The sequence below is a fragment of the Carnobacterium maltaromaticum DSM 20342 genome (assembly GCF_000744945.1).
Taxonomy (GTDB): domain Bacteria; phylum Bacillota; class Bacilli; order Lactobacillales; family Carnobacteriaceae; genus Carnobacterium; species Carnobacterium maltaromaticum.
In genome coordinates, this window is the sequence record NZ_JQMX01000001.1 from 2,196,546 (window position 1) to 2,222,408 (window position 25,863).

Genomic DNA, 25,863 nt, shown 5'->3' on the forward strand with positions numbered 1-25,863 from the left:
GACCTCCTGTATTTAGACTTAAATAAACTGATTTATAATAGGCTGTAACCATAGCCAAATCATCATTAGCAATATGCTAAAACTTATTATTTTAAAAATGATCGAAATTTCCAAATTTGCATCTTCAAAGTAAAATGGATTGTCTGCAATAAATGAAACTAAGATGTTAATATCAGTTTTTTTAATGATGAGAAATTGCCAAAAAATCCTTGTTATAAGTATTGAAGCAGCAATCGACGTAAATTCGATTCTATTGTTCAACATTTCTAGTGTTACTAACAATAAAATAGCATCCAATGACATTCCAGAAATAATAGATGTAACTCTTCCCAACTTACTCCATGTCCATACATGAGTCATTGGAACCGTGGCAACAGCTTTAGCTATGTTTAAACTAACCTTCTTTGAATTCCCTGAAAATATTATATGCATAAGCTCATGAAGAGCTGTTGAAATAATGGAAACAGGAATCGCGATTAGAAAGAAGATTAAAGGATTTGTAAAGAGAACATTTACTGCATTTTCAAAAGGAAGTTCCGTGGTAAACAATATAATGATGCAAATCGTAAACGCTGTAATTCCGCAAATATCTATCAACACAGAAAAAAATTTAAACAGATTATTATCAGGTTCTTCAACGAGCGAAACCCTTTCACTTCTCTGATAAGATTTTTCCACCATAATGCCACTATCGATTAATTCTTTGAGAGACTCTTTGGTCATTAGTTGAGGTGAGTCAAGTTGGCTTACAATTTCATTACTTAACATCAAAAGTTGATTTCCTTCTGAAACATACACCCAATTACCACCATTTAGTTTACGTCTTAATGAACGAGCTACTACATATCCACGTTCTATTTCTTTTCTTGATAGTATTGGAATATTTCCCATTGGGAGACATCTCCTTTACCACAAGTTGGACAATCATCCTCAAATCTTGGCCAAGTTTTATGAGTAAATGAATTTCCATCTTCATAGTTGATTTCATATTGAGTTCCCAGACTTTTCGGTTCAGTATAGCCAGTCACTACTCTTATCAACTCGTCTACAATGGATGCTGTTAGTTGAAAAATACCAGGACCATATGCTATTGATGGAGGATTAAACTGAATATTTCTAAAACCTACAAATTGTTCGATGAATTTTGGATCATTCTTGCTAAAATTCAAATTCATACAATCAAAACATCCGGTTTTCTGAGGAATAACTGTATACACTCTTCCCCTACTAACTTGGGAAGCACCAAAAACACAAGGCAACCCTACTTTTACAATGGCTTCATTTACAATTCTATGAATTATGAAAGGTGGCTCATCTATCGCACAAATTACAATATCAATTCCTTCTGTCAACTCTACAACGTCGTTAACGTCAACTATTTTCTTGTCAACTATCTCAACCTTTATACCTGAGTTCATCTCATTAATCGCTCTTTTAGCCACTGCTGTTTTTTTCTCTCCTACATCTGCTTCTCTATACAGTAGTTGACGACCAAGGTTACTTGACTCTACTCGATCATAATCTACCATTCGAATCATCTTAGGTCCAAGACCTGCGAGTAATGTTACGATGTTAGAACCACCGCCACCAAGACCAAGTAATAAAATGTTTAAATTATTGATTTTGTCTTGTATTTCAAACCTATCATCTTCCGCTTTACAATATCTACTAAAATAGTTTACGTTTGCAATATATCTATCTTCAACCGATTTTCTTGGAAAAGTCTCTTCAATCAATCCTTCTTCGTTTAAAAAATCAATTCCTTTTTCTATATCTTTAAATGTAAGCTCTGGATATTTTAATTTCATTTCAACTACAACTTCACTGAAAGATCTAACGCCATCAAGCAGATTTGCTAGTGTCCAGAACTGACCTTCTTCATCATCAAATTCAGTAGTAATCCCAAGTTGTGCACCTACTCTAAATTGCTTTTTGTTTAATTGGTATAACGGATAAATCGGTTTTATTCTTGGGTGTTTATACTTCATTTTTTCTCTCCTTATTAAAAAAGTGGCGAGATATCTCCATCTCGCCTAATAATTATTTAACTATCAAATTAGATAACAATCCACCATGCTGTTGCATCAACAGTGTCTGCTTTACGTACATTAACTTTTTCCATCACATTTCCCCTCCATTCCTAATCCTTTTATAAAGTCTTTTCTGCGAAAAAGAAATTTAGATTCTCTTTCGATGTACTTATAATACCTTTAATAATCATAAATAATTTTGATTGGTAACAATTAACATCCTAGACGTAACAATCGGTAGCTTAAATTTATATTTCTACAAATTGTCAATAACATGTTGAATTAAAGAGAGTTATTAGGGTATAGTTTACCTATTATCAAAAAAGGAGTGTAACAAATGAACCGACAACGAAATATATTTCGAAATAAAAAAGGCAATAATTCTAATCGATCCATTTCTGCCATCGACTTTTCTTTAGTCGCTTTCATTTTCGGACCAGTCATTTCACTCTTTCTGGTTTTCGGGATTACAACTATCCTAAACATGAAATTGGGACTGAATGAATTAATCACTACCACCCCCTACAATATGATTATCAGCATGTTGGGTTATCCAATAATATTGTATTTGCTGATTATCATAAATAGTAAATTGTACGACGGAGACCTGAGTAAGTTTGGTTTTTCCTCAAAAAGAAAATATGTACGCATTTTAAAAGGTATTGGATTAGGGATAGGATTAGTTGTAGGATTGTATCTATTGTCTTTGATTTTTTTAGCATTGTATAGTATTACAAATAAAAAATTCAATTTCCTAATCATGTTTCTATTCGTCATAGGATTTTTCATTCAAGGAATGGTAGAAGAGATCTTGATGAGATCAATCATTATGAACGAAATTTGCAACAAGAGTAACGCTGCAATTGCCATATTAACTAACTCGTTATTATTTTCTCTTTTACACCTCTCAGCTCCTGGTGTAACAGCCTTATCGTTCTTTAATTTATTTTTATTCGGTATAATGTTTTCCTTGATCTACTACATAACAAACGATATGTGGCTAACTGGATTCGCTCATGCTGCTTGGAACATAACCCTTGGTGTGATTCTTGGAACAGAGATTAGTGGTCAGGTCATAGAAAATAGTTTATTCCGAACAAGTTCTACTCCATACAAAAGTTTGCTTAGTGGAGGTGATTTTGGTCTGGAAGGTGGTTTAATAATGACTATATTCACTACATTCGTTATTCTTACTTTAATTTTCAGCACAAAAATCATTAAAACAAAAAGGAGTTGGTAATCAAACCAGCTCTATTTTAGAAGCCTTATGATTTAATAATTCTTCTTATTTCTTAAACTTAATAAAATAACTGGTTTTGCTTTTGTTAAATACAAGTGAAAAAGAGGCCTTTCCCAAATTAGTAACTGAATTAAATAAACCAACAGAATAAAAAACGACCACATCCTTTGCTGTGCAGGCAAGATGTGGTCTTAAAGTTATATAATTAACATTTAGAATCGTTGAGCCTAGTCAATCTACACTCAACGATCGAGGGGTATGTTATTGCATGTCTCTCTTTACATATCTAGTATACTACAAAAAAGAATTTCTTCTAGCTCTTTTGGTGTAAAGACAAAGCTAGTCGATCCCAACCGACAAACAATAAAATCATTACTAATGTGGATTGATTTTTTTGTTTCGTAATTTGAACTTGTTGCGATAAAATCTTCAGATGGAATTAAAAGGAAGCAAAGTATCGAATAGCAAATGCCTATAATTAAAAATATAGATACATTAAAAAATTTGTCATGAGAACAGAAATAAAGACAGCTACAATAATTGTAAAACTCATTATTATTATTTTATTCTTCATAATTAACCTTCATTTAACAAGTAGTATTTTTTTAAAGTCATCTATTATTAATTTTTCATGTTTTAAAATATTTGTAGGTAAACTAGTTAAAGAAAAAAAACGACAATCTGTACTTTCGTCTGTTTGTTTTAATATTGTTCCAGTGAAACATTCAGTTAAGAAACTTGAAATAACAAATGAGCAAACATCTCCATTAGGGTACGTGTAGAGAAAATCTTTCCCTCCAAAAACATTAAGCAACCTTAAGTCTATTTTTTTAGTAATTAGACCTGTTTCTTCTACTAATTCTCTACAAATAGCATTTTTAGGATCTTCATTAAGTTCGATTGATCCAGCTGATAATCCCCAAAGTCCGTTATCACTGCGTTTAATAAGTAGAATTTCTCTTTTTTTTAGTACAATTATAGAAACACCAGCCACAACTAAAGGCCTGTTGCCAACTTCTTTACGTAAGTTTAATAAGTAGTCTTCCATCATACTCCCCCTATATAATATACTATACAATTTATTTATTTCTAACTTATATAAATTATATCACATCTGAAATTTTTATAATTTGTAAAGTAGTAAAAAGAAAGAGTAGTAACCAATTTATAAGTTGGTTACTACTCTTTTTTACTGTTGCTAGCAATTTTATTATGGCGCTCTTTAGTGGTGGCACACAAACCTACATAAATCACTTAAGCTAAATCAACCAACGGATTATGCCCTATTAGTTGATTATTTATAATTCATATTCTTGATTAAATAAAAAACGCCGAAAAATTAGATTTATCAGCCTTTTAAATTATAAGTTGGTAACTACTTTGTTTTACTACCCATTTTTCTATAACACATACCGTAGCTAAGCATTCCAAGTGAAACACTCAAGACTCCTAGCCATAGATAATTTTCTTGTTTACTATTCGTTTTTGGAAGTTGGTGATCTTGATTCCCAACAGACATTTGATTACCCAGTTCACGTACCAACTCTGGTTTCCCACTTAAATCGCCAGTATTAGGCAATTCTGGTCGTGAAGGATTCAGCGGATTCTCCTCTGTTCCTAAATAACGATTCGTTACGATAAAACCAGTAGAAACATCCCCAGTTATCTCCGATTGATAGCCTGGCAGCTCTTCTTCAATAACTGTGTACTGATTCTCTACTCCTGCATCATCGTATTTTGGCAAGTCTGTAAATTTACCTTGCCACTGATTCTCTTCATTTAAAGATAACATCTCTTCAATAGGAACGCCATTTTTCATTAGCTTAATTTGCACTTCATCCGCCTTTTTCCAATCCATTTTTTCTTAACTGGTAATTGGATTTTTTCACAGTTCGTGTTCGTGACAACAAAACCTGTTTCAGGTGTTCCTGTAATTTCTGAGCGATAATTTTCCAAGTCTTTTTCTGTTAACGTGTATTGATACTCTTCACCAAATTCATCATATTTTGGTAAATCAACAAAGGTCCCTTGCCAATTATTTTCAGCATTCAATAACAATTCTGAATTCATCAAGACATTATTTTGTTTCAATTGAATCGTGACATTTTCAGCTGCAGGTCCAACCCATTTTTTAGTGACTGGAATTTGAATTTTTTCAATATTGGTATTAGTGACAACAAAACCAGTCTCACTGTCTCCAGTTACTTCACCTTCGTAATTTGCGACAGTCACTTCTTTGATTTGATAGGTGTATTCATTTCCAGCGTCATCATATTTAGGTAAATCTGCGAATTCACCTTTCCAGTCATTATCTGCATTTAAAACTAATTTAAGCGGTGTTGTTTCAGAATCACGAAACAGCTCAATTGTCGCTGATTCACCGATTGGCCCAACCCATTCTTTAGCCACAGGAATCGTAATTGTTTCGCTATTCGTATTCGTAACCGTATAACCTGTTTCAGCAGTACCACTAATTGATGCATCATAGTTTTTATAGCCGACTATTTCAACAATCGTATACTTATTTTCAGTACCATCTGCCTGATATTTTTCTAATTCAGAAAAAGTCCCTTGCCAGTTTGTCGTCTGATCGAGTGTCAGGTAATTGCTTAACATTTGACCATTTTTAACTAAGTTGACTTGAACCCGTCCAGCAATTGGACCAACCCATTTTTTAGTCACAGAAACGGCTACTTTTTCAGTGTTAATATTGTTAATCGTGTAGCCCGCTTCTTTACTGCCTTGGATTAACGGGCGATAGTTCTCCATGTTTTCTTCGCGAATGAAATAATTAATGGCCTTACCATCGCTATTATACTTAGGTAAGTGATCAAAAGAAGCTTGCCAATTCATCGCTTCATTTATCGTCATTTCTTTTATTTTTACGTTTTTATCATTATACAGAAAAACGGTAATGGCGTCTTTTTCAGGTCCATTCCATACTTTTTTCACAGGGATACTGATTTCTTCCTTGTTTGTATTGGTAATAACAAAACCTTCTGTGGAATTCCCTTTGATACTTGATTCATAATTTTCTTGAGCAATTTCTTCTACGGTATACTTGATTTCAATACCTTTATCATCATAAGTAGGCAAGTTTGTAAATTTACCTTCCCAGTTTTGATTCGCTTGCAAAGTCAGTGAAATAGCTGTATCTTTTCCATTAGCAAACAACTTAACAACTACATCTCCACCAACTGGACCTACCCACTTTTTCGTCACTGGGATACTTGTTGAGTCCGCTCGCGTGTTGGTAACCGTATAACCCGTATCCTGATCACCTGCATAGGTTGTGACGTAGCCCGATAACTCTTCTTCTACCACAGTATAGCGAAAGAGCTCCCCTGCTGAATCATACTTAGGTAAATAGTCTATCGTTCCTTCCCAATTGTTTTCTTCAGACAGAACAATGAATACATCGGGTAACAAAAGTCCGTTTACTTGAGCGTAAATTTTAACTGAATCTTTCTTCTCACCTTGCCATTTTTTCTTAACTGGCAAATCCACTTGCTCGCTAGTTATATTCGTTACTAGGAAACCTTCTTTAGCATTGCCATCTATCAAAGAAAAATAATTCTCAAGTTTATCTTCTTTAATCGTATAACTAATTTCTTCTCCAGTTTCAGTGTATTTAGGCAAATCGGTAAAAGCACCTTGCCAATTTTTCTGACTTGTCAGCTCTAAAGATTTTGATGTATCGACTCCTTCTGCAAGTAAACGAATGATTACTTTTTCACCGACAGGTCCAAACCATTCTTTCTTAACTGGAATCGTCACTTTTTCATTATTTGTATTCGTAACAGTAAAGCCCTCTTTAGCACTTCCTGTAATTATCGCATCATAATTATCTTGCTGGATTTCTTTAAGTGTATAATTAATTTCTTGTCCATTTTCATCGTACTCTGGTAAATTTGTAAAGGCACTTGTCCAGTTTTGATTAGCGGTTAATTTTACTGAACGTCCAGTTGTTACACCATTAGAAAACAGTTCAACAGTAACTGGTTTGCCAACTGGTCCAACCCATTTTTTAGTGACTGGAATCGTAATTGACGTGCTTCTGGTATTTGTAATCGTAAATCCATCTTGGGCATTTCCGGTATAAGTTGCGACGTAACCGGCTAATTCTGCCTCAACAACTGAATAACTAACCTCTTTTCCCTTACTATCATATTTAGCTAAATCGGTAAATTCAGCACGCCAATTATTAGCCGGTGATAATTGAATCGTTTTATCTGTAATTTTATTATTTCTTTTTAAGGAAACTTCAACAGAGTCTGTCGCCTTACCTTGCCATTTTTTGATAACTGGAATACTTAGTTTTTCAATATTCGTATTTGTGATAGTTAAACCTGTATCATTATTTCCCGTCACGACAGATTCATAACCCGCTGGGACATTAACTTCTTGCACCGTGTAGTTAATCAACGAACCATCTACATTGTATTTATCCAAATTGGTAACTAACAATTGCCAATTTGAAGCTTTTTCAATGGTAACTTGGCGATTAATATCTTGGCCATCTGCATAAATACGCACATCAATACTGGTTGTTTCAGGCCCAACCCAAACTTTGGTTAAATTCAAACTGGTTTTCTTGATTTTATTCGTGACTGGGATGAGTTCTCCTGTTGTACTATTTTCTTTAATTTCAAAAGGATATTGCTTAGTTTGATCAACATCAAACTGTTCTGGTGCACTTACTTCTTTAAAATAATACTGTCCTAGCTCCATATTTTTCACATTAATTTGACCTTGGTCATCTGTTTGATAACTGCCTAAAGACTGATTAGCGGCATTAAACAATTCAAATGTAATGCCTGGAAGCAAGACATCTGCTTTATTTTCTAGTGATTTAACTAAGCGGGCGCTGCCTTTTTCTGGTAAATCACCACTTCCGCCACCACCAGCACTATTATTTTCAGTGTACGATGTATTTTTTTCAATCGTTTGCTCTTCACCAGTAATTTGATAATTCGCTGTATAATCATTGGCAAATTCTTTTTTACTTAAATCATTTATATGCGTATCATAAACAAGGCCAAACTTGTGATTAGAAATTTCCTTAGCAAACAACTTTACATTAAAATGATTGCCGTTAGCGGGGTCAATTTCAAGTGTTCCATATTGACTGAATTCTGCTTGACTAAGCCAAGTAAAGTTCTTATCTTTATCTTCAATAAAATATCTAAAGCTATTTGCTAACAAGGTTTGGTCGGCTGCCGAAGTATCATCAACTTCAATTAATTTTTGATTAGTTCCATTGTGAACCAATTCTTTCTTTGGTTGATTGATAATCACCTGCCAAGTAATTTTATTACTACCATCTTCAGACATATGGCCATACTTGCTGAAAAATGGATAATCATCATCATTTCCCGCTTCGCCTTTTTCATAAGTAACTGTATAGTCAATATCTGGAATATTTACGCCAAAATCAGTTGTCTTAGAAATTGTGCCTTCTGTTTGACTGTCGACTCTAACTTTAAAGTAGAAATAACCCTTAACATTGATTAATTCTTCAGCTGTGCTATTAAAGGTACAAATAACTTGGTCATTTACTATTTTCGCTTCACCTAAGACTTTCCCTGTTGCCGGATCTTTCAATTCAGCAGAAGAAACAATCCCAATTAGTTCCGGGGGAAGGGACATGGTAATAGTGTCACCATTCTTAATTCCTATTCCTTCTTTTTCAGAAAATGTAACCGAAATTCCAACTCTTTCACCATTATATAAATCAGTTTTATCCATTTTTACTGAATCAATAATTGCACCACCGCCTAATTCAGCAGCAAAAACTTGGGTACCTGTTGAAAAAAGCCCCCCTATAAGTGTAGGAAATACCATCGAAAAAATAAGAAAAAATGAAACAATTTTATTTGTTACCTTGAACACACAAACACTTCCTTTTCCACGTTTATTTTTTAATCTAAACTTACAGACTGTTCATACACAAAAAAAGAACTGACTATTTGAGAAACCCTCAATTAGTCAATTACTAAATATTTTGCTGGCTATGTAAGTTTTACTATCCATTCACATTAATGCTGTCTTTTATTTGATCGGACTATTAATTTTCGCAAAAAATGAACGAATAGTCAACTGACTTTTTCAGTTTCACATATTCTTTCAGTATCATAATTTTAATACGTTCACGCATGCCTTATAAAATAAGAAATGTCAGGAAAAAAATGATTAAAATAACATTAGAACAAATTGGTATATTCACTATTTATTATTGAATTTAGAAATTGGTTTACTTATTTATCTTTTAATTTTCAATCTAAATACCCTTTATTTTTTAACTAACAACAATACATAAATATTATCTGCCTACCTTTACACACTCCCTCAAAAACGATCGAATTCCTCGATTGGTTTTCAATTAAAATAACGCAAGAAAAAAACTGTTAAATCTATATTTAAATTTACCTCTTACTATCAAAAAAATATTTCAGTTAACTTCACGACAGATACTAATAAACATATGAAATAAATAAAATTAATAAGACAATATTTATAACTCTCGAAATTTCGATACTACCTATTTGTGAAAGACTGACCCAAACCCCTTTATAAATAAAAAAAATTACCTATTTTAAAATAGGTAACTCCATCTAAAATCTAATTCAGTACGTTGTAGCTGAAAGCCCAATCGCACCTTTACCTCCATGAACCGTCATTACAGAACCAATCATATCAACATGAATCTGCCTAAAACCCTGTTTTTCCAAAGAAGTTTTCAAAAGTTCAATAACTTCAGTATCAGTGCCTAAAGCATAAAAAAGATAGACATTATCACGGTTGAAATCCTGGCTTTCGACAAAATCCTTCACAAATTGTGGCGCTATTTTTTTCATCCGTCCACGATATTTTTTAGAGGCTATTAGTTTGCCCTCCACAATATCAATTCTAGGTTTCAACCGTAAAATAGCCGCTCCAATGGCCGCAGCATTTGAAACTCTACCACCTGCTAATAAAAAATCTAACGTATCCGCCACAAAAGAAGTGTGAGTTTTTTGAACAAAATTTTCTATTTTCAGAACTAATTCTGCTACTGAATCTTGCGGATTATTTGCGATAATCTCAGCAGCTTTTAGTGTTAAATTACCTAGCCCACCTGAAACATTTTTTGAATCAATTAAATGAACCTTAGCTTTTTCACATTCTTCCACACCAATCATGGCATTTTGAAATGAACACGAACACGCTGATGAATAACCGATATGAATAATTTCACTCGTTGGATTTTCACCGGCAGCTTCTTCAAAAAACTCAGTATACTGATGAGGACTAACCGCATTTGTTTTAGGAATTTTTTTTGTTTCTTGATAATAATCATAAATTTCTTGAATCGGAATTTCTCCATCATAAACCGTTCGATCAGGAAAATTCACACTAAATGGAACAGATAAAATCTGTTTTTCCTCCAGTAACTCTTTTGATAAATCTGAGCAACTTTCAGTTGTTAAAATAATCTTAGCCATATTTTTCACTTTCCTTCACATCAATTTATGAATCCTCTATCTATTGTTGAATCTATTCATTCTTAATTAAAAATAAAGCTGACTATTTAGTTCAGTAGCTTCTATCAAGTATACCTTAAATACTCCCCTTAAAGCGCTAAAATTAATTTTTATTTTCACCCCATACTATAGGAGCAGCTTAATAAGCCTAAATTAAACAATTGACATATACAGTCGAACGATATACAATCTATCTATACAGTTACGCGATATAAAAAAATAAAGACATAGAAAAGATGTGCATTATATGAACGTTAATAAGATTCTACCACTGACTGAAACGACATTCTATATTATGATTTCACTGCTTGAACCCTCTCATGGATATGCAATTATGCAGAGAGTCGAAGAGTTAAGCAATGGGCGAGTCCGGATTGCTGCTGGCACAATGTATGGCGCAACAGAAAATTTATTAAAACAGAAGTTAATTCATGAAGTACCTAGCCCTAACGAAGATAAACGTCGCCGAGTCTACCTATTAACTGATGCTGGGAAAGAGGTCCTAAAACTTGAAGTCGAGCGACTGAAACAACTGCTACTAATTGCTGATGAGTTATTATAGGAGGTCCATATGAAAAAATTCAAACTATTCATTGATATGAAAAAAGAAGAACAGTATTTAAAAGAAATGGCAGAAAAAGGTTGGGGATTAGTTAAGTATAGCGCGTATAACCGATATACCTTTGAAAAAATACATCCAGAATCTTTGAGTTATAGAATTGATTATCAAATGTTTAAGAAAAAAGGCGATTACACTGATTATCTGACTTTATTTGAGGATAGCGGTTGGAAACATATCAGCGGCAGTCAAAGTAGCGGGTTTCATTTCTTTTTACCTGAGAATGACAATAATCAAGATTTAGATATATTTTCAGATAGTCAGTCGAGTCGGGCGCGCTACAAACGATTGTACAATCAAGCAACACTCTGGGTAGCTTTGATGATTGTTTATTTTATTCTTCTTCAACCATCCTTTGAAAATATATCCTCTTGGTATTTAGCTCCAACTATTTGGGAATACAGTGGTTTACAGTTGGTTGGAATGATTGTTATGCAAACCTTTTTTGTTTTGATTCAATTATTGCCAATGCTCATCTTTATGAGTGGTGCCGTTATCTATGCCCTGATTGGAACCAAGGCTAAAAAATTGGCGACGATGTAGGCAACAATTGACTAATTTCTAACAGATTAAAAAATCCCTCCAACTATACTAGGAGGGATTTTCTGTATGCAAAAGATTTAAACACTTCATGATATTCGACTATTGTTTAGTAGCCGTAACTTTTTCGTCAATTCGTAAAAATGGCAGGTAGATGAAAACCGAAACTGCAATAATGATAATTTGTAAAAATGCAGCACGCCAATCACCGGCTGTCGCTAAAAATCCTGATATAACAGGTGGCGTTGTCCAAGGAATCTGTACTACAACATGGTTAATGAAACCCATTGCCGTTGCAAAGTAAGCAATTGTTAAAGAAAAAATTGGAGCTAAAATAAAGGGAATGATTAAACTAATATTAAAGACAATCGGTAAGCCAAAAATAATCGGCTCACTGATATTAAAGACAGCTGGTGTGACAGACAATTTGGCAAAATCTTTATAGTCTTGCCGTCTACTAAAAATAAAAATTGCAATCAATAACGCAATTGTATTTCCTGAACCACCCATTACGGCAAAGGTATCCTTAAAAGCCATATTAATAATATGAGGAATTTCTTCATGATTGGCATAAGCCGCCATGTTTTCTTGCATATTTTGAATCAAAAATGGATCTAATAATGAACCTGAAATCACAGCTTGATGGATACCAAATCCAAAGAATAGATTGGCAACCGAAGTAATCAATAAGAAGCCTGGTAAGCCTGTCGTCACTTTACTTAAAGGTGCTGTAACGAGCGTAGTAATCAGCGTATTTACATCGCTATGGAAAAGTTCTTTGACTAAGAAGCCAACAATCGAGATTGACACGATTGTAATCATAATTGGAATCATTACGTTAAATGATTTCATGACTGCCGGTGGAATATTTCCTGATAAATTAATTTGCAATTTTTTATTTTTAGATAATTTAATAAATAATTCCGTTGCTATTAACCCAACAAAAATCCCAACAAACATACCCGATGCTCCAATGTAATCCAATGGAATTACATTAGGTATTTCTAGAGCATTTTTAGCACCTTCTGGAGTAAAAGTAGTCATCATTGGAGTTAATACCATCAAAGATGAGATTGAAACTAGAATCGCTGCAATTGTATTCTCGTAATTCCGATTTTGACACATATGATAGGAAATTGCCGCAACAATTAAAAGACTTGTGATGCTCAAAGTTGCCGAAGCAATCGGTGTTCCGATTGACTGAATCTTCTCCAAAATACCGGAAGAAATAACGGAACTTAAAAATCCTGCTGGGTCAAAAATTACATAGTTAAAGAGTGTTACAAAACCTGCCAACATCATAAAAGGCATAAAAGTAGCAAACGCATCTCGTAATGTCCGTAAATGAATCTGGTTGCCCATTTTTTGAGCCACCATGCCAAATCGATCAAAAAAGCTCATTTTATTTTCCATTTTCAATCATCCCCCTAGTAAAGTTGTGATAAATCAAATTCAAAGCCATTTTCATCACTCATTTTTTTATACATTTCACCGCTTTTCTTAATAGTTCTTTCTTGTGTGGCTAGGTTCAAAGAAACTAAACCATATCGATTTTTATAAGCATTAATCCAAGACCAACAATCGATAAACGTCCAAAGGTGATAGCCTTTAATATTCGCACCCTCTTCTATCGCTTTCCAAACAAAAGCCAAATGATTTTGAATATACTCAATTCTATAGTCATCCTCAACATAGCCATTTTCATCCATAAAGCGTTCCTCATCTGCGACTCCCATACCATTTTCAGAAATAAATGATTCGATGTTGCCATAATTATCTTTGATATCCATACATAATTCATAGATACCACGCTCATAGATTTCCCATCCTCGATAATGATTCATCTTTCTACCTGGCATAATGTAGGGTTCAAAAAACCAATCAGGTAAAAATGGTCCTGCTGGATTAATACTTGTTAAACGTGCCTTCACCCTTCTTGGCTCGTAATAATTTAGCCCTAATAATTGCGCAGTATTATTTTGAATAATTTCCAAATCAGATGCTGAATAAACTGGAAGCTGATCGTGCTCCTTCAACAAAGCAACTAATTTTTTTGGAAAATGACCTAATACCATTGGATCTAGAAAACTTCGCGTATAAAATTGATCCGCAATCTCAGCAGCTTCAACATCAGCGGGGTGCTGACTTCTAGGATAAGTTGGACTCAAATTTAAAATGACTCCAATTTTACTTGATAAGCCTAGCTTTTTAAACTCTTCTATCGCCCGTGCATGAGCAAAAATTGTATTAAAGGCCGCTTGAGCGCCTCTTTTAAAGTCAACAATATTTGGATAATGAAAACATTCTAAATAGGTGCCTAGAATTGGTCCCAAAGGTTCATTAAAGGTAAACCACTGACTAACTAAATCACCAAATTCTTCAAAACAAGTCTTGGCAAATCGAACATAGGCTTCCACTACTTCTCGCGATTCCCAGCCCCCTTGATCTTGTAAAGCTGCGGGCATATCGAAATGATACAAATTCGCAAAGACAGCGATACCGTTTTGATTCATCTCAGTAAATAGCGACCGATAAAATTCAATTGCTAACGGATTAACCAGACCTACACCGTCATCTGGAAACATTCTAGCCCAAGATATTGAAACTCTAAATGAGTTGTGACCCGTTTCTTTCATTAATTGAACATCCTCTTTATAACGGTGAATATGATCTGTTGCAATTTCTGAACTCACGCGATTATAAAAACGATTGGGTTCTTCTTTGAACCAGCGCTCCCAAATTGTCTCAGCTTTACCTGTTTCCCCACGACCTTCAGCTTGTTCTGCAGACCAAGCGGATCCCCACCAAAAACCATCGGGAAATTGTATTCTTTTATTTTCCATTTACTCGTCCTCCTATAGTTACAAAATTAAGTTAAAAAATTAAATTAAAGAAATCCTAATCACCGTCATCATAACACCGCTTTCAAATTGAATCTATCCTTATTTCTAATTTAGCTAAAATCTCTTCCAAAAGGATATATCTTTGTTTTCAGGACAACTGTTTATGCTATACTAGTAGTAAGAATCCGTTATATAATCGCAAAAAACATATACTTATAGCTATACATTTAAACAGGAGGCCTCCTTATGGACAAAACATATAAATATATCGAAGTGTATCAAGACATCAAAACTAAAATTGCTTGTAATGAATATGTAATTGGTCAAAAAATCCCCTCTGGGAGTGAGCTTGCTATTCGCTATGGTTGCAGTAATTTAACTGTAAAAAAAGGGCTAGATATGTTAGTTAAAGAAGGCGTTTTACGTAGACGAAGTGGATTTGGTACAGAAGTTTTAAGAAAACCGATTGAGCGTTCGTTAGTTTCTGGACCCAATATTGGCTTACTAAATGTTTTAGGGGAAGAGCATGTTGATTCTAAAATTCATAGTTTTGCCATTGAACAACCTTCGAAAAAAATAGCAGAGACTTTGAAAATTTCAACCTCTGACTATGTGTATCACATTGTGAGAAGTCGCTACATTGATTCCAATCCTTATTCCATTGAGGAAATTATTATGCCTTTAGATTTGATTCCACATTTACAGCCCAAGCATTTGAAAGCTTCTATTTATAAATACATCGAAAACGAATTAAAGTTAACCATTAAAACATCGCATATCCGTATTCGCGGCGACAAAGCTAATGAATTCGATGCTCTTGTACTTGAAATTAAACCTGAGCAATTTATTATTGAAGTTGAAAAGATTGTTTATCTAGATTCTGGTATGCCTTTTGAACATTCTATTACCCGACATCTTTATAACGACTTTGAATTTGAAGCTGTTTTTGTTGAAAATTAAAAACTTACTAACACTAACACCTGAAAAAAAGTACTTAAAATTCATTTCAAAAAAGAGAGGTCGTTATTATCCGACCTCTCTTTTACATATTTACTTATTTTAAACATTTCATTAATTCCTAAAAAAGTCCATATAAGATGCATACATAGGAACATAATAATCCGTTAAGTCGTCTCCTATCAACTCCAAAGGTTCATTCTGAATATCAATACTATTGCTTCCACGCAACATGTTATTCGATACAGGTATTACTTCGGGTTCCATTATTTCAACCGAATTAGCAAAAACAACAGTAGGAACTATCATAAATGTTGCTAAAATAAAAATTCCTATTAAATTTACTTTTAATTTATTCATATTATTCTCTTTTTTTTGTATCATAAAATAAATCAACTTTAACTATATCTCCAAATATAGTTGTCGGATCAGTTTTTTGCTCAATAAATGTTCCTTTTTTAAAATAAAGATAAATAACTTCACCTTTATTAGGAATTTGATTTTTTAATTGATTTTTTTTCAAGGCATAGCTTGAGTCAATAGTCATCTCTAGTTTACTTTTAGGCATATCCTTCGACAGCAATAAAAAATATGAATTTTCATCTTCAATGACATCAGCAATAAAATATTCTTTTCTATCTAAATCATTCAAATTAATCTCATTTTTTTCTAACTTACTCAAACTTGTTTTAGGTTGACTATAGTTTGAAATCGTAATAAAACAAGTTAAGAAGAAACAAAAAATTATTAAAATTCTTTTTTTCACAATTTTCCTCTTTTTCTTTGAAATAGATTCACCTTCTAAAAAAGTATTATTTTTTAAAATTTAATTGAATTATAATTCGAATATAATAATAACTTATAGAATTTAATTTGTCAATACTCATTTTTATTTTCTCCCTCAAAGCAATTTTAAACTTAGCAGATAGCAAAAAAACTACCCATATAGTACAGGTAGATTTGTTACGTTACTCAGTATCTTCTATTACAAAAGGAACAGTTGTTGCAAGCACCTCATCGTGTTGCCCAATAAATTCATCACGCCAACAAATCACTAACTGTTTCTGCTGGTTGATGGTCAACGATTTTACCAAATGACTCATTTGCTGAATGACTAATTCACCTTGACTAATTTTAAAAATAACAGGAATTAAATCACCAAAAGGAGCTTCCTCCATTTTAGGTAGTACTACATAATTAGCCTCATGATCTTCATAACAAATTGTGTTCGCATTCATTTGAATACTCCATCCTTCAATTAATTCTTTTATCATGTCTATTCTCCTCCTAAATTCTAGTTTTTACTTTCCTTTATACCCTAATTGTAGCTAGATTAGCTAGAAAAATCTATTAAAAAATAACCCTCAATCTTCATTCAACTCAGATTGAGGGTTATAAAACTCTTTTTCAATTAAAAGAATAGTAAAAACAGGCGGCTCCCAACAAGAAAAGTAAGATTAATCTCAAAATCTCCAAACGATCCATGCTTCTTTTTGACACGGTCTCAACTGAATGGTTAGGATTTATTTTTTTCGTCTCATAATTAGCACTGGCCGATAGAAAATCACCAGATGGGGTTAAGCAAAGAAACAAAAAAATGTATACAAATCCTGAAACCAATAATGTCGGAAACTGCCATACTTGGTTTGCTATCCATCCAACAATAAATGGTGCAACCAATAATCCTCCTAAAAACCAAAACTTTTTCATTCTTCTCCACTCCCCTAAACATGCTCTACTAGTTTAAACTAGTATATCTCTAAGGAAAAAGAATAGCAATCCTATCTATTTCTACCAGATTTTTATGCCAAAAATTTCTTTTAAGCCTGATAAAACTAAGGTTGGAATCGCAGGAACAAATAATACGAGTAAATAAATGTTTAACGATAAAGGTGCTGTTCCCATCACTGTATTAAAGAATGGGATAATCGTCACTAAATAAGAACTAATCCCCGCAAATAAGACTGCAGCTATCAAATGCTTATTTTGAAACGGATTTCTTCTAAATAGTGTTTTTGAACTACGTGCATCAAATACATGCCATAATTGGCCATATACCAGTGTTAAGAAAGCCACTGTTTGTGCTTGGTTACCTGATAAGCCACTTTTCGCTGCCCAAACAAAGGCTAAAAAGACTGTTAAACCCATGACCGTTCCACGAATTAATACACGTGACCACGTATAATTTGCCAAAACAGATTCCTTTGGATCGCGTGGTTTCTCATTCATAATATCCGACTCAGCTACATCATATCCTAATGAAAATGATGGGATGGCATCACTTACCATATTGACCCAAAGAATCATTAAGGCTGTCAACGTTGGTGTTGAAGCTGAAACTTGTCCGATACCAGTTGTAAAGAATAGTAAACCAATTAATAAAGAAAGAACTTCAGCAACATTGGTTGTTAACTCATGACGAATAAAGTTTTTTATATTCGCATAAATCGTTCGACCGCTCTCAACAGTTTTTTCAATAGTCGTAAACTTATCATCTAATAAAATTAAATCAGCTGAATCTTTTGTCACTTCAGTTCCAGCAATTCCCATTGCTATCCCGATATCTGCTGCTCTTAAAGCCGGAGCATCGTTGACACCATCACCAGTCATAGCAACAATTTCACCATGCTTTTGTAATTGTTCAACAATTCTTTGTTTGTGCTCTGGTGAAACACGCGCATAAACTTGTGTATCTTTCACACGTTGGAACAACTCTTCATCAGACATTTTTTCGATTTCCGCACCTTTGATTGATGGTGCATCCACTGAATCAATAATCTTTAAATCATAAGCAATTGCCTTCGCTGTTGCTTCATGATCTCCAGTAATCATCACAACTTTGACAGAGGCTTCTTTCAACAATTCAACTGAAGCTCTAACTTCGTCTCTTGGCGGATCAATGATCCCTGCAATTCCCGTCATGGTAAATCCAGTTTCAAGTTCTTCTACAGAACCTGTTTCAGCTTCTTCTTTTGAAATCACTTTTTCTGCTACTGCCAACGTACGCAATGCTTCGTTAGCAAAAGATAATGTTGTTGTATCTAAAAGTTCTTTTACATCACTCGTGTCAACAAGATTGCCATTTTGTAACGTAAAGCGACTTTTTTCAATTAAAATATCTGGAGCACCTTTTGTATATAATTTATACTCATTATTTTCTTTTACAATGACACTCATCATCTTACGACTACTTGTAAAAGGCAATACACGGTAGATTTCAATTCCTTGCTCAAGTAAAGATTCTTTCTTAAGTTGGGCTTTTTCACCTAAAATAGTCAATGCTACTTCTGTTGGATTACCAAACGGTTTATATTTCCCATCAATAAACTTCACTTCAGCTTCATTACACAATACCGCACCTTTAACAAAATCATGATAACTTGGTGCATTTGAATCTGTACTTGTAATTTCGCCCTCTGGTCCATAGCCTTTACCAGAAACAGAATAAATTGTACCATTTGCGAAAAATTTGATGACTGTCATTTCATTTTTTGTTAATGTTCCTGTTTTATCTGAACATACATATGATGTTGCACCTAATGTTTCAACACTGCTTAGGGATTTGATTAAGCCTTTATTTTTAGCCATTTTGCTAGCTCCAATTGTTAATACAATAGATAAAACAGCTGGCAAAGCATCTGGTATTGAAGCTACCGCTAAAGCAATTGCCGTTGATAAGACACTACCGACAGCCGAAAAAGTTAAGACTCCGGTTGCTTGGTAGGATTGGAACAAACCAACCACTAACGTAAAGACAACCACTACACCTGAAATAAGCATCAATGATCTGGTTAATTTTCCAACCGTCATTTGCAAAGGCGAAGGTTTTGACTCAACATTTTGAAGCAACTCCGCAATTTTACCTAACTCTGTTTGTTGTCCTGTTGCCACAACAATCCCAATTCCACTACCATTTGAGACAGTTGAACCTGAAAAGCCCATATTGGTTTGATCTCCAACTCCAACGTCACCTTCTAAAGCGTCAATTTGTTTTTGGATAGCATCTGCTTCGCCAGTTAAATGCGATTCAATGATTTGCAGTTCTGACGTCTCTAACCAACGGATATCTGCTTCAATAAAATCGCCGACATTGACTTTCACAATGTCTCCTGGAACTAGATCCACCGAATCATAATGTCCCCAATTTCCATTGCGCATAACAGACACTTTTCGATTAGATAGTTGTTTTAGAGCATCTAAACTTTTTTTAGCACTGATTTCTTGCCAAAAAGAGAGTGTTGCATTAATTAAAATCAAAATTAGAATCGCTGTACCTTCATAGATAGCTTCAGTTCCATGTTTGATATCGCCCTTAATTTGCAAATCATAGTAAGCACTAAAAAAAGATAAGACAATCGCACCCATTAATACAATGACGATTGGCTCCTTAAAACTACGAAGAAAAATTCTCCAATACGGATCTGCTTTTTCTTCTTTAAGTTTATTCTCGCCAAATTTTTCTCTATTTGCTGCACTTGATGCATCAGTTAAACCTGACTCAATCGTGACATCAAATTCTTTCAACACCTCGTGTTTTTCCTTTGTATAATACTTCATCCAAACATTCCCTCCATTTATGTTTCTTTCAAATTAAACACAAAAAAGAGCGCAAGCAATCAAGATGTTCTCCTCACCCTTGGAGAACTATGTCTTGAAAGCTTGCGCCCAACCTAGTTTTTTTGTATTTACTTGTATTACTATTATACCACTTTTTTCACTATTTATTTTAAATTATGAGAAAATTCTAGTTAAAAAATGAAAATTTTTTTTATTCACTTTCTCCTTCTCTTTTAAGATGTTTAATAAATAGTTTTAGTGTAACCTTATAGCGTAGAACTGAGTTATTTAAACAGTTCTACAATATTTTTTTAATATGCAAAAAAACAGGTAATTTCTAGATAAACTCCATACATACTCCAGATTGTCTTGATAAACTAAAGTCATCAGAAATACATATGAATTTATAAAGAATGGAGGTCTTGATATGGCAATTCTAATTTTAGTTGGGGCATTTGTTTGTTATTTTTGTTTTAGTATTATTGAGAAGATGGAAAACTAAAAAAGGGAAACCAATAATTGATTTCTCTTTTTTGAGACTGCCCTCTTACAAGCGCCTCCGCCTTATTGGCTATCCATCCTCATCAGCATCCCTATCATAAAAACAAGCAATTAATTTTCTAATAGTACTTTGCAAATAAACTTCTCTTTTTTACTATATCACTTACGTAACAAAAAAAGTTATCTAAGAGAACTTCTTTTTAAATTCCAGCTAAAAAAGAAACCCTTTTCTTTTTGACTTGTATAGAGTAGAATCAACTCAAATAGGTCACTGAAATTTAGGAGGATAAAAATGAACATACATAAAATTTTGAATAACAACGTTTTAATCGCTATTGACGATAACGGAATCGAACAAGTTATGATGGGAAAAGGCATTGGATTCAAACAAAATGCTGGTGACCCTGTAGACATTACACGAGCTGATAAGATTTTCCATTTAGAAAATAACGGATTAAAACAACATTTTAATTCGCTAATTGATGAAGTACCTTATCCAATTTTAAAGGTTACTGAAGAATTTATTGATATTTCCAAACAGCGACTAAAGCAAAAACTCAACGAAAGTTTACATGTTTCTTTAGTTGACCATATTTATCATGCCCTAAAGCGACACGAAAATGAACAAACTATTAGCAACTCATTAGTATGGGAAATCAACCGGCTTTATCCTGCCGAGTTTGGACTAGCCAAAGAATTTTTGACTATGATTCAAACTGAAATTGCAATCGAACTCCCTATTGATGAAGCTGGTTTTATCGCTATGCACTTGATCAATGCCGAAATGAATGAAGAGATGAACGCTACTGTTGCCAGTACAAAGGAAGTCGCAGCAATTTTAAAGATTGTTAAGTACCATTTAGGCGCAGAATTTGATGAGGAATCCTTAAATTTCTACCGCTTTTTAACGCATCTTAGATTTTTTGTTCAACGTGTTAGTAAAAATCATTTACTCGAAAATGAAGATCCAGAACTCTATTTAATGATGAAAAAAAAATATCCGCAAGCATATACTTGTACCACAAAAATTGCAGAATATATCTATGCAACTTTTCACATTGATTTGACCTCTGAAGAGATGTTGTATTTGCTCATTCACTTAAAACGTTTAAAAATAAGAGATAAAGCACTTACAAATAAAGATTGACAACCCTTTTTGGAAGTGCTATCATTTGGATAAGTTCATATACGAATGTAACAGGTTAGAGGATTGTGACTGTTCGGCAGGCGACACCTAAACTTTTACTAAAGAAGATTTACAGGCAAACTGTATACTTTTTTAGTAAGGGTTTAGGTTTTTCTTTTGCCAAAAATAGGGTCCGGAACTTATTTGACTGTTGAAACATGTCTGTCCCTTAACTTGAAAATAAACGGATCAACAAACTTTTTATCATAGGAGGATTTTAAAATGGATACAAATCAATTAGCTCAAACAATCTTAGAAAACGTTGGCGGTGAAAAAAATGTAACTTCACTGGTTCATTGTGCTACTCGTCTACGCTTTAAATTAAAAAATAGAGACCTCGTTGATAAAACTCAAGTTGAAGCTATCCCTGGTGTTGTAACAGTGATGGAAAGCGGCGGACAATTTCAAGTTGTCATCGGAAATATGGTCCCTGAAGTCTATGAGGCGATTGGAGCAATTTCTAATTTAACAAATGATGATTCTACTGAAACAACGACAAATAAAGATGAAACGATTTTCGGTAAATTTATCGATTTAATTTCCACTATTTTCACTCCACTCTTAGGGGTTATGGCTGGCGCAGGTATTTTAAAAGGTTTGTTGTCGCTAGCACTAAATTTTAAACTGGTTATGCCGGATTCTTCAACGCATATTATCTTAAATGCAATTGCCGATAGTCTGTTTTATTTCTTACCAATGCTGCTAGCTATTACAGCTGCTCGCAAATTTAAAGCCAATATTTATGTCGCCGTAGCCATTGCTGGTGCGTTAATTTATCCTACAATTATCGAATTAGCGGCTAGCCCTAAGGCTGTTCATTTTTTCGGAATTCCAATTGTCATGGTGAAATACACATCAACAGTGATTCCAATCATTTTAGCGATTTATGTAATGAGTATCGTAGAAAAATTCTTAAATAAACGATTGCATCAAAGTATTAAAAACTTTATCACTCCAGCTATTTTACTTGTCACAATTGTACCTTTAACACTGATGTTTTTTGGACCTTTTGGTGTTTATGTTGGGAATGGGATTGCTTCAATTTTAACAGCAATCATTGCTTTTAATCCAATTATTGCTGGTGCTGTCATTGCAGCTTCTTGGCAAATTTTAGTAATATTCGGTTTACATTGGGGCATCGTTCCTGTGATGATTAATAACATTGCAACGATGGGAAAAGATCCATTAAAACCTAGTACTGCCATTTCTGTTTTTGCTCAAGCTGGTGCCTCACTTGGTGTCATGCTTAAAACAAAAAACAAAGAATTTAAGGCTCTTTCTGCTTCTGCTGCTTTGACAGCTCTATTCGGAATTACTGAGCCAGCTGTTTATGGAGTTACTTTACGCTTAAAACGTCCATTTCTGATTGGTATTCTTTCTGCCGCTGTCGGTGGGGGGATTGCCGGATATGCAGGTAGTGCTGGATACGCATCTGGTCCTTCTAGTATATTAATGATACCAGCCTTTTATGGGCCAAATGGAGAGGGTTTTGTAGGATTTTTAATCGCTATTGCTGTATCTTTTACTTTAGCCGCAGTTTTAACTTACCTGATTGGCTTTGAAGATATTCCTAGTGAAACAACAACAGAAACAAACAACAAGGACACCATTCAGCCAACAACAAGTGTTCAATCCGAAACGATTGCTAGCCCAGTAAATGGTGTACTTCTACCTTTGTCTGATGTAAAAGATAAAGCATTTGCTTCTGGCATTTTAGGTAACGGGATTGCCGTCGTTCCATCTACTGGCGAAATCGTTTCACCAGTAGATGGCTTCGTAACAGTTGCCTTCAAAACTGGACACGCCATTGGACTTCTATCTGATGAAGGTGCAGAAATCCTCATCCATATTGGATTAGATACTGTACAATTAGATGGCCAATACTTTGATTTAAAAGTAGAACAAAACCAGCATGTCAAAAAAGGGGATCTATTAGTTGCCTTTGATTTAGATGCCATTGTCACAGCAGGTTTTGATGTGACAACACCCATCATTATTACCAACTCAACCAATTACGAAGACGTGATCCCAACTGAAAAACAAGAAACCCAAATGGGCGATCGTCTGATTACTTTACTATAAAAAGGAGCCATTTATTATGACAAATTCAACATCCATTTTTCCAAAGAATTTCTTATGGGGCGGTGCCATAGCCGCCTGCCAAACTGAAGGAGGATACGGTAAAAACGGTCGTGGCATGGCTGTTTCCGATATTTCTTTTTATGATAGCCAGATTGATCGTCAAGATTTGGCTAAACACCGAAATATAACAACCGAAAAAATTGAGGCAGCGATAACAGATCCCGATACAAAGCGCTATCCAAAACGTCATGGCATTGATTTTTATCATCATTACAAAGAAGATATTGCTTTATGTGCCGAAATGGGCTTTAAAGTCTTTCGCTTTTCCATGGCTTGGAGTCGAATTTTCCCAACTGGTGACGAGTTAACTCCCAACCAAGAAGGCTTAGCTTTTTACGATGCTGTTCTAACTGAAATTGAAAAATACGGGATGGAACCACTTGTGACAATCTCTCATTTCGAAATGCCTGTAGCCTTAGTTACGAACTACTGTGGGTGGACTGACCGTAAAGTGATTCAATTATTCACACGTTTCGCAGAAACTTTATTTACTCATTTTGGTCAACGAGTAACTTACTGGATCTCCTTTAACGAAATCAACGCAGGCAGGTTCTCGACCTTTAAATCAACCGGTGTAGTGGCAGATAAAACCGATCAGTATGTCCAAGATTGTTACCAAGCCGTGCATCATCAATTTGTAGCGGCAGCTTTAATTACGAAACGACTCCACGAAATTAATCCAAAAGCGCAGATGGGCTGCATGATTGCACGCTTTACTACCTATCCGGCAACCTGTAATCCAGATGACGTTTTGCAAATGATGCACGACGACCAATATGATAATTTCTTTTACACAGATGTCATGATCCGTGGGGCATATCCTGGTTATATGAACCGCTTCTTTAAGGACAATGATGTAGCGATTCAATGGGCAGATGGTGACAAAGAATTGTTGGCGACCCACACAGCCGATTATCTAGCCTTTAGTTATTATATGTCGAACATCTCTAGCGCCAATCCTAATGAGCTGGACCAAACCGATGCTAATTTGAAAAAAGGATTAAAAAATCCTTACTTGGAAAGCTCTGCATGGGGCTGGCAAATCGATCCAAAAGGCCTACGTTATACATTGAATAATTTATATGACCGTTACCAAGTTCCACTCTTTATCGTTGAAAATGGAATTGGTGCCGAAGATTATGTAACTACAGACGGAAAAATCCACGACACGTATCGGATTGATTATTTACAAAAACATATTGAACAAATGCGCGAAGCAATTGTTGATGGCGTTGAGTTAATTGGCTATACCATGTGGTCTTCTCTAGACATTGTCTCGTCAGGTACTTCCGAAATGTCTAAACGTTACGGCTTTATTTATGTCGATCAAGATGACGACGGCAACGGTACATTAAGTCGTAGTAAGAAAGATTCTTTCTATTGGTATCAAAAAGTCATTGCCACCAATGGGGCCGATTTAAGCTGAAATTGACTGGATAAATACAAACATGCTATAATAAAAAAGAAAACGTGCTAGTAACACGTCCCTTTGATGTAGAACCGTTTAAGACGGTAGCTTAGTTTAATTAGTTAAAAAATAACCGAATCACTCGCTAAAGTAGACGGTTATTTTTTTTGTCTTTTTTTAGTACGTCAACTACAAGCTTGGTCAAGGCAAGAATAAACATTCCTAAACTAAAAAAATAAGAGGTCAACTAATCATTCATTGATTAATTGATCTCTTTCTTTAATTTAAGGAAAACAACTTTTCCGACTATTTAAAAT

General features: G+C 34.3%; 20 protein-coding genes and 1 other annotated feature. Of the genes, 7 read left to right on the top strand and 13 right to left on the bottom strand.

What is annotated here, in order from left to right:
- Positions 1-18 precede the first annotated feature (18 nt).
- On the bottom strand, positions 19-891 hold the full coding sequence (locus BR77_RS10265; RefSeq protein ID WP_016356288.1) for a hypothetical protein: 873 nt from the start codon (positions 889-891) through the stop codon (positions 19-21).
- Positions 855-1,988 (bottom strand): ThiF family adenylyltransferase, encoded by a 1,134-nt coding sequence (locus BR77_RS10270; RefSeq protein WP_015075213.1) that lies wholly within the window; start codon positions 1,986-1,988, stop codon positions 855-857. The genes BR77_RS10265 and BR77_RS10270 overlap by 37 nt, the downstream gene beginning before the upstream one ends.
- A gap of 379 nt (positions 1,989-2,367) precedes the next feature.
- On the opposite strand from BR77_RS10270, the gene BR77_RS10275 reads away from it, so the two are divergent.
- Positions 2,368-3,270: a CPBP family intramembrane glutamic endopeptidase gene (locus tag BR77_RS10275; RefSeq protein WP_015075212.1), complete on the top strand. Its 903-nt coding sequence runs from the start codon at positions 2,368-2,370 to the stop codon at positions 3,268-3,270.
- Positions 3,271-3,853: 583 nt separating this feature from the next.
- Here the strand turns inward: BR77_RS10275 and BR77_RS10280 are convergent.
- The 4 genes from BR77_RS10280 to BR77_RS10295 all read right to left on the bottom strand — a co-directional run bounded on the left by BR77_RS10280 (position 3,854) and on the right by BR77_RS10295 (position 10,754).
- Positions 3,854-4,318 (bottom strand): NUDIX domain-containing protein, encoded by a 465-nt coding sequence (locus tag BR77_RS10280; protein WP_016356287.1) that lies wholly within the window; start codon positions 4,316-4,318, stop codon positions 3,854-3,856.
- A 327-nt stretch (positions 4,319-4,645) separates the two neighbouring features.
- The gene (locus tag BR77_RS10285; protein ID WP_080639120.1) at positions 4,646-5,128 is read right to left on the bottom strand and encodes a Cna B-type domain-containing protein; all 483 of its coding nucleotides are present in this window, start codon (positions 5,126-5,128) and stop codon (positions 4,646-4,648) included.
- Positions 5,089-9,114 (bottom strand): Cna B-type domain-containing protein, encoded by a 4,026-nt coding sequence (locus BR77_RS18305; RefSeq protein ID WP_185751412.1) that lies wholly within the window; start codon positions 9,112-9,114, stop codon positions 5,089-5,091. The genes BR77_RS10285 and BR77_RS18305 overlap by 40 nt, the downstream gene beginning before the upstream one ends.
- Positions 9,115-9,896: 782 nt before the next feature.
- Positions 9,897-10,754, bottom strand: a complete 858-nt coding sequence (locus BR77_RS10295) for a DegV family protein (RefSeq protein WP_015075207.1) — start codon at positions 10,752-10,754, stop codon at positions 9,897-9,899.
- Between the two features lie 286 nt (positions 10,755-11,040).
- On the opposite strand from BR77_RS10295, the gene BR77_RS10300 reads away from it, so the two are divergent.
- Both BR77_RS10300 and BR77_RS10305 read left to right on the top strand, forming a co-directional pair.
- Positions 11,041-11,355 (top strand): PadR family transcriptional regulator, encoded by a 315-nt coding sequence (locus BR77_RS10300; protein WP_010052524.1) that lies wholly within the window; start codon positions 11,041-11,043, stop codon positions 11,353-11,355.
- Between the two features lie 9 nt (positions 11,356-11,364).
- On the top strand, positions 11,365-11,955 hold the full coding sequence (locus tag BR77_RS10305) for a DUF2812 domain-containing protein (protein ID WP_010052523.1): 591 nt from the start codon (positions 11,365-11,367) through the stop codon (positions 11,953-11,955).
- A 99-nt stretch (positions 11,956-12,054) separates the two neighbouring features.
- Here the strand turns inward: BR77_RS10305 and BR77_RS10310 are convergent, their stop codons facing one another.
- Together BR77_RS10310 and BR77_RS10315 are read right to left on the bottom strand one after the other, a co-directional pair.
- The gene (locus BR77_RS10310) at positions 12,055-13,365 is read right to left on the bottom strand and encodes a PTS sugar transporter subunit IIC (protein WP_015075204.1); all 1,311 of its coding nucleotides are present in this window, start codon (positions 13,363-13,365) and stop codon (positions 12,055-12,057) included.
- A gap of 14 nt (positions 13,366-13,379) precedes the next feature.
- Positions 13,380-14,795: a glycoside hydrolase family 1 protein gene (locus BR77_RS10315; protein WP_015075203.1), complete on the bottom strand. Its 1,416-nt coding sequence runs from the start codon at positions 14,793-14,795 to the stop codon at positions 13,380-13,382.
- A 246-nt stretch (positions 14,796-15,041) separates the two neighbouring features.
- On the opposite strand from BR77_RS10315, the gene BR77_RS10320 reads away from it, so the two are divergent.
- Complete coding sequence (locus BR77_RS10320; protein WP_015075202.1) at positions 15,042-15,755, top strand: GntR family transcriptional regulator; 714 nt, start codon at positions 15,042-15,044, stop codon at positions 15,753-15,755.
- 111 nt (positions 15,756-15,866) lie between these two features.
- Here BR77_RS10320 and BR77_RS19105 read toward each other — a convergent pair whose 3' ends face one another.
- The 5 genes from BR77_RS19105 to BR77_RS10345 form a co-directional block, all read right to left on the bottom strand.
- On the bottom strand, positions 15,867-16,019 hold the full coding sequence (locus BR77_RS19105; protein ID WP_185751413.1) for a hypothetical protein: 153 nt from the start codon (positions 16,017-16,019) through the stop codon (positions 15,867-15,869).
- 94 nt (positions 16,020-16,113) lie between these two features.
- On the bottom strand, positions 16,114-16,518 hold the full coding sequence (locus BR77_RS10330) for a hypothetical protein (protein WP_015075200.1): 405 nt from the start codon (positions 16,516-16,518) through the stop codon (positions 16,114-16,116).
- Between the two features lie 202 nt (positions 16,519-16,720).
- Positions 16,721-17,026, bottom strand: a complete 306-nt coding sequence (locus BR77_RS10335; protein ID WP_015075199.1) for a hypothetical protein — start codon at positions 17,024-17,026, stop codon at positions 16,721-16,723.
- A 133-nt stretch (positions 17,027-17,159) separates the two neighbouring features.
- Positions 17,160-17,462, bottom strand: coding sequence for a hypothetical protein (locus tag BR77_RS10340; RefSeq protein ID WP_010052511.1), 303 nt, complete (start codon positions 17,460-17,462; stop codon positions 17,160-17,162).
- Between the two features lie 81 nt (positions 17,463-17,543).
- On the bottom strand, positions 17,544-20,309 hold the full coding sequence (locus BR77_RS10345; RefSeq protein WP_035064835.1) for a cation-translocating P-type ATPase: 2,766 nt from the start codon (positions 20,307-20,309) through the stop codon (positions 17,544-17,546).
- Between the two features lie 67 nt (positions 20,310-20,376).
- Positions 20,377-20,423: a sequence feature (sodium ion sensor (DUF1646 type); this cis-regulatory element may regulate processes involved in with the transportation of sodium ions), on the bottom strand.
- A 679-nt stretch (positions 20,424-21,102) separates the two neighbouring features.
- Here BR77_RS10345 and licT point away from each other — a divergent pair.
- The 3 genes from licT to BR77_RS10360 all read left to right on the top strand — a co-directional run bounded on the left by licT (position 21,103) and on the right by BR77_RS10360 (position 25,564).
- Positions 21,103-21,957, top strand: a complete 855-nt coding sequence (gene licT / locus BR77_RS10350; RefSeq protein ID WP_016356286.1) for a BglG family transcription antiterminator LicT — start codon at positions 21,103-21,105, stop codon at positions 21,955-21,957.
- A 261-nt stretch (positions 21,958-22,218) separates the two neighbouring features.
- Positions 22,219-24,078 (top strand): beta-glucoside-specific PTS transporter subunit IIABC, encoded by a 1,860-nt coding sequence (locus BR77_RS10355; protein ID WP_035064838.1) that lies wholly within the window; start codon positions 22,219-22,221, stop codon positions 24,076-24,078.
- A gap of 16 nt (positions 24,079-24,094) precedes the next feature.
- Positions 24,095-25,564 (top strand): glycoside hydrolase family 1 protein, encoded by a 1,470-nt coding sequence (locus BR77_RS10360; RefSeq protein WP_015075195.1) that lies wholly within the window; start codon positions 24,095-24,097, stop codon positions 25,562-25,564.
- Positions 25,565-25,863: the final 299 nt, after the last annotated feature.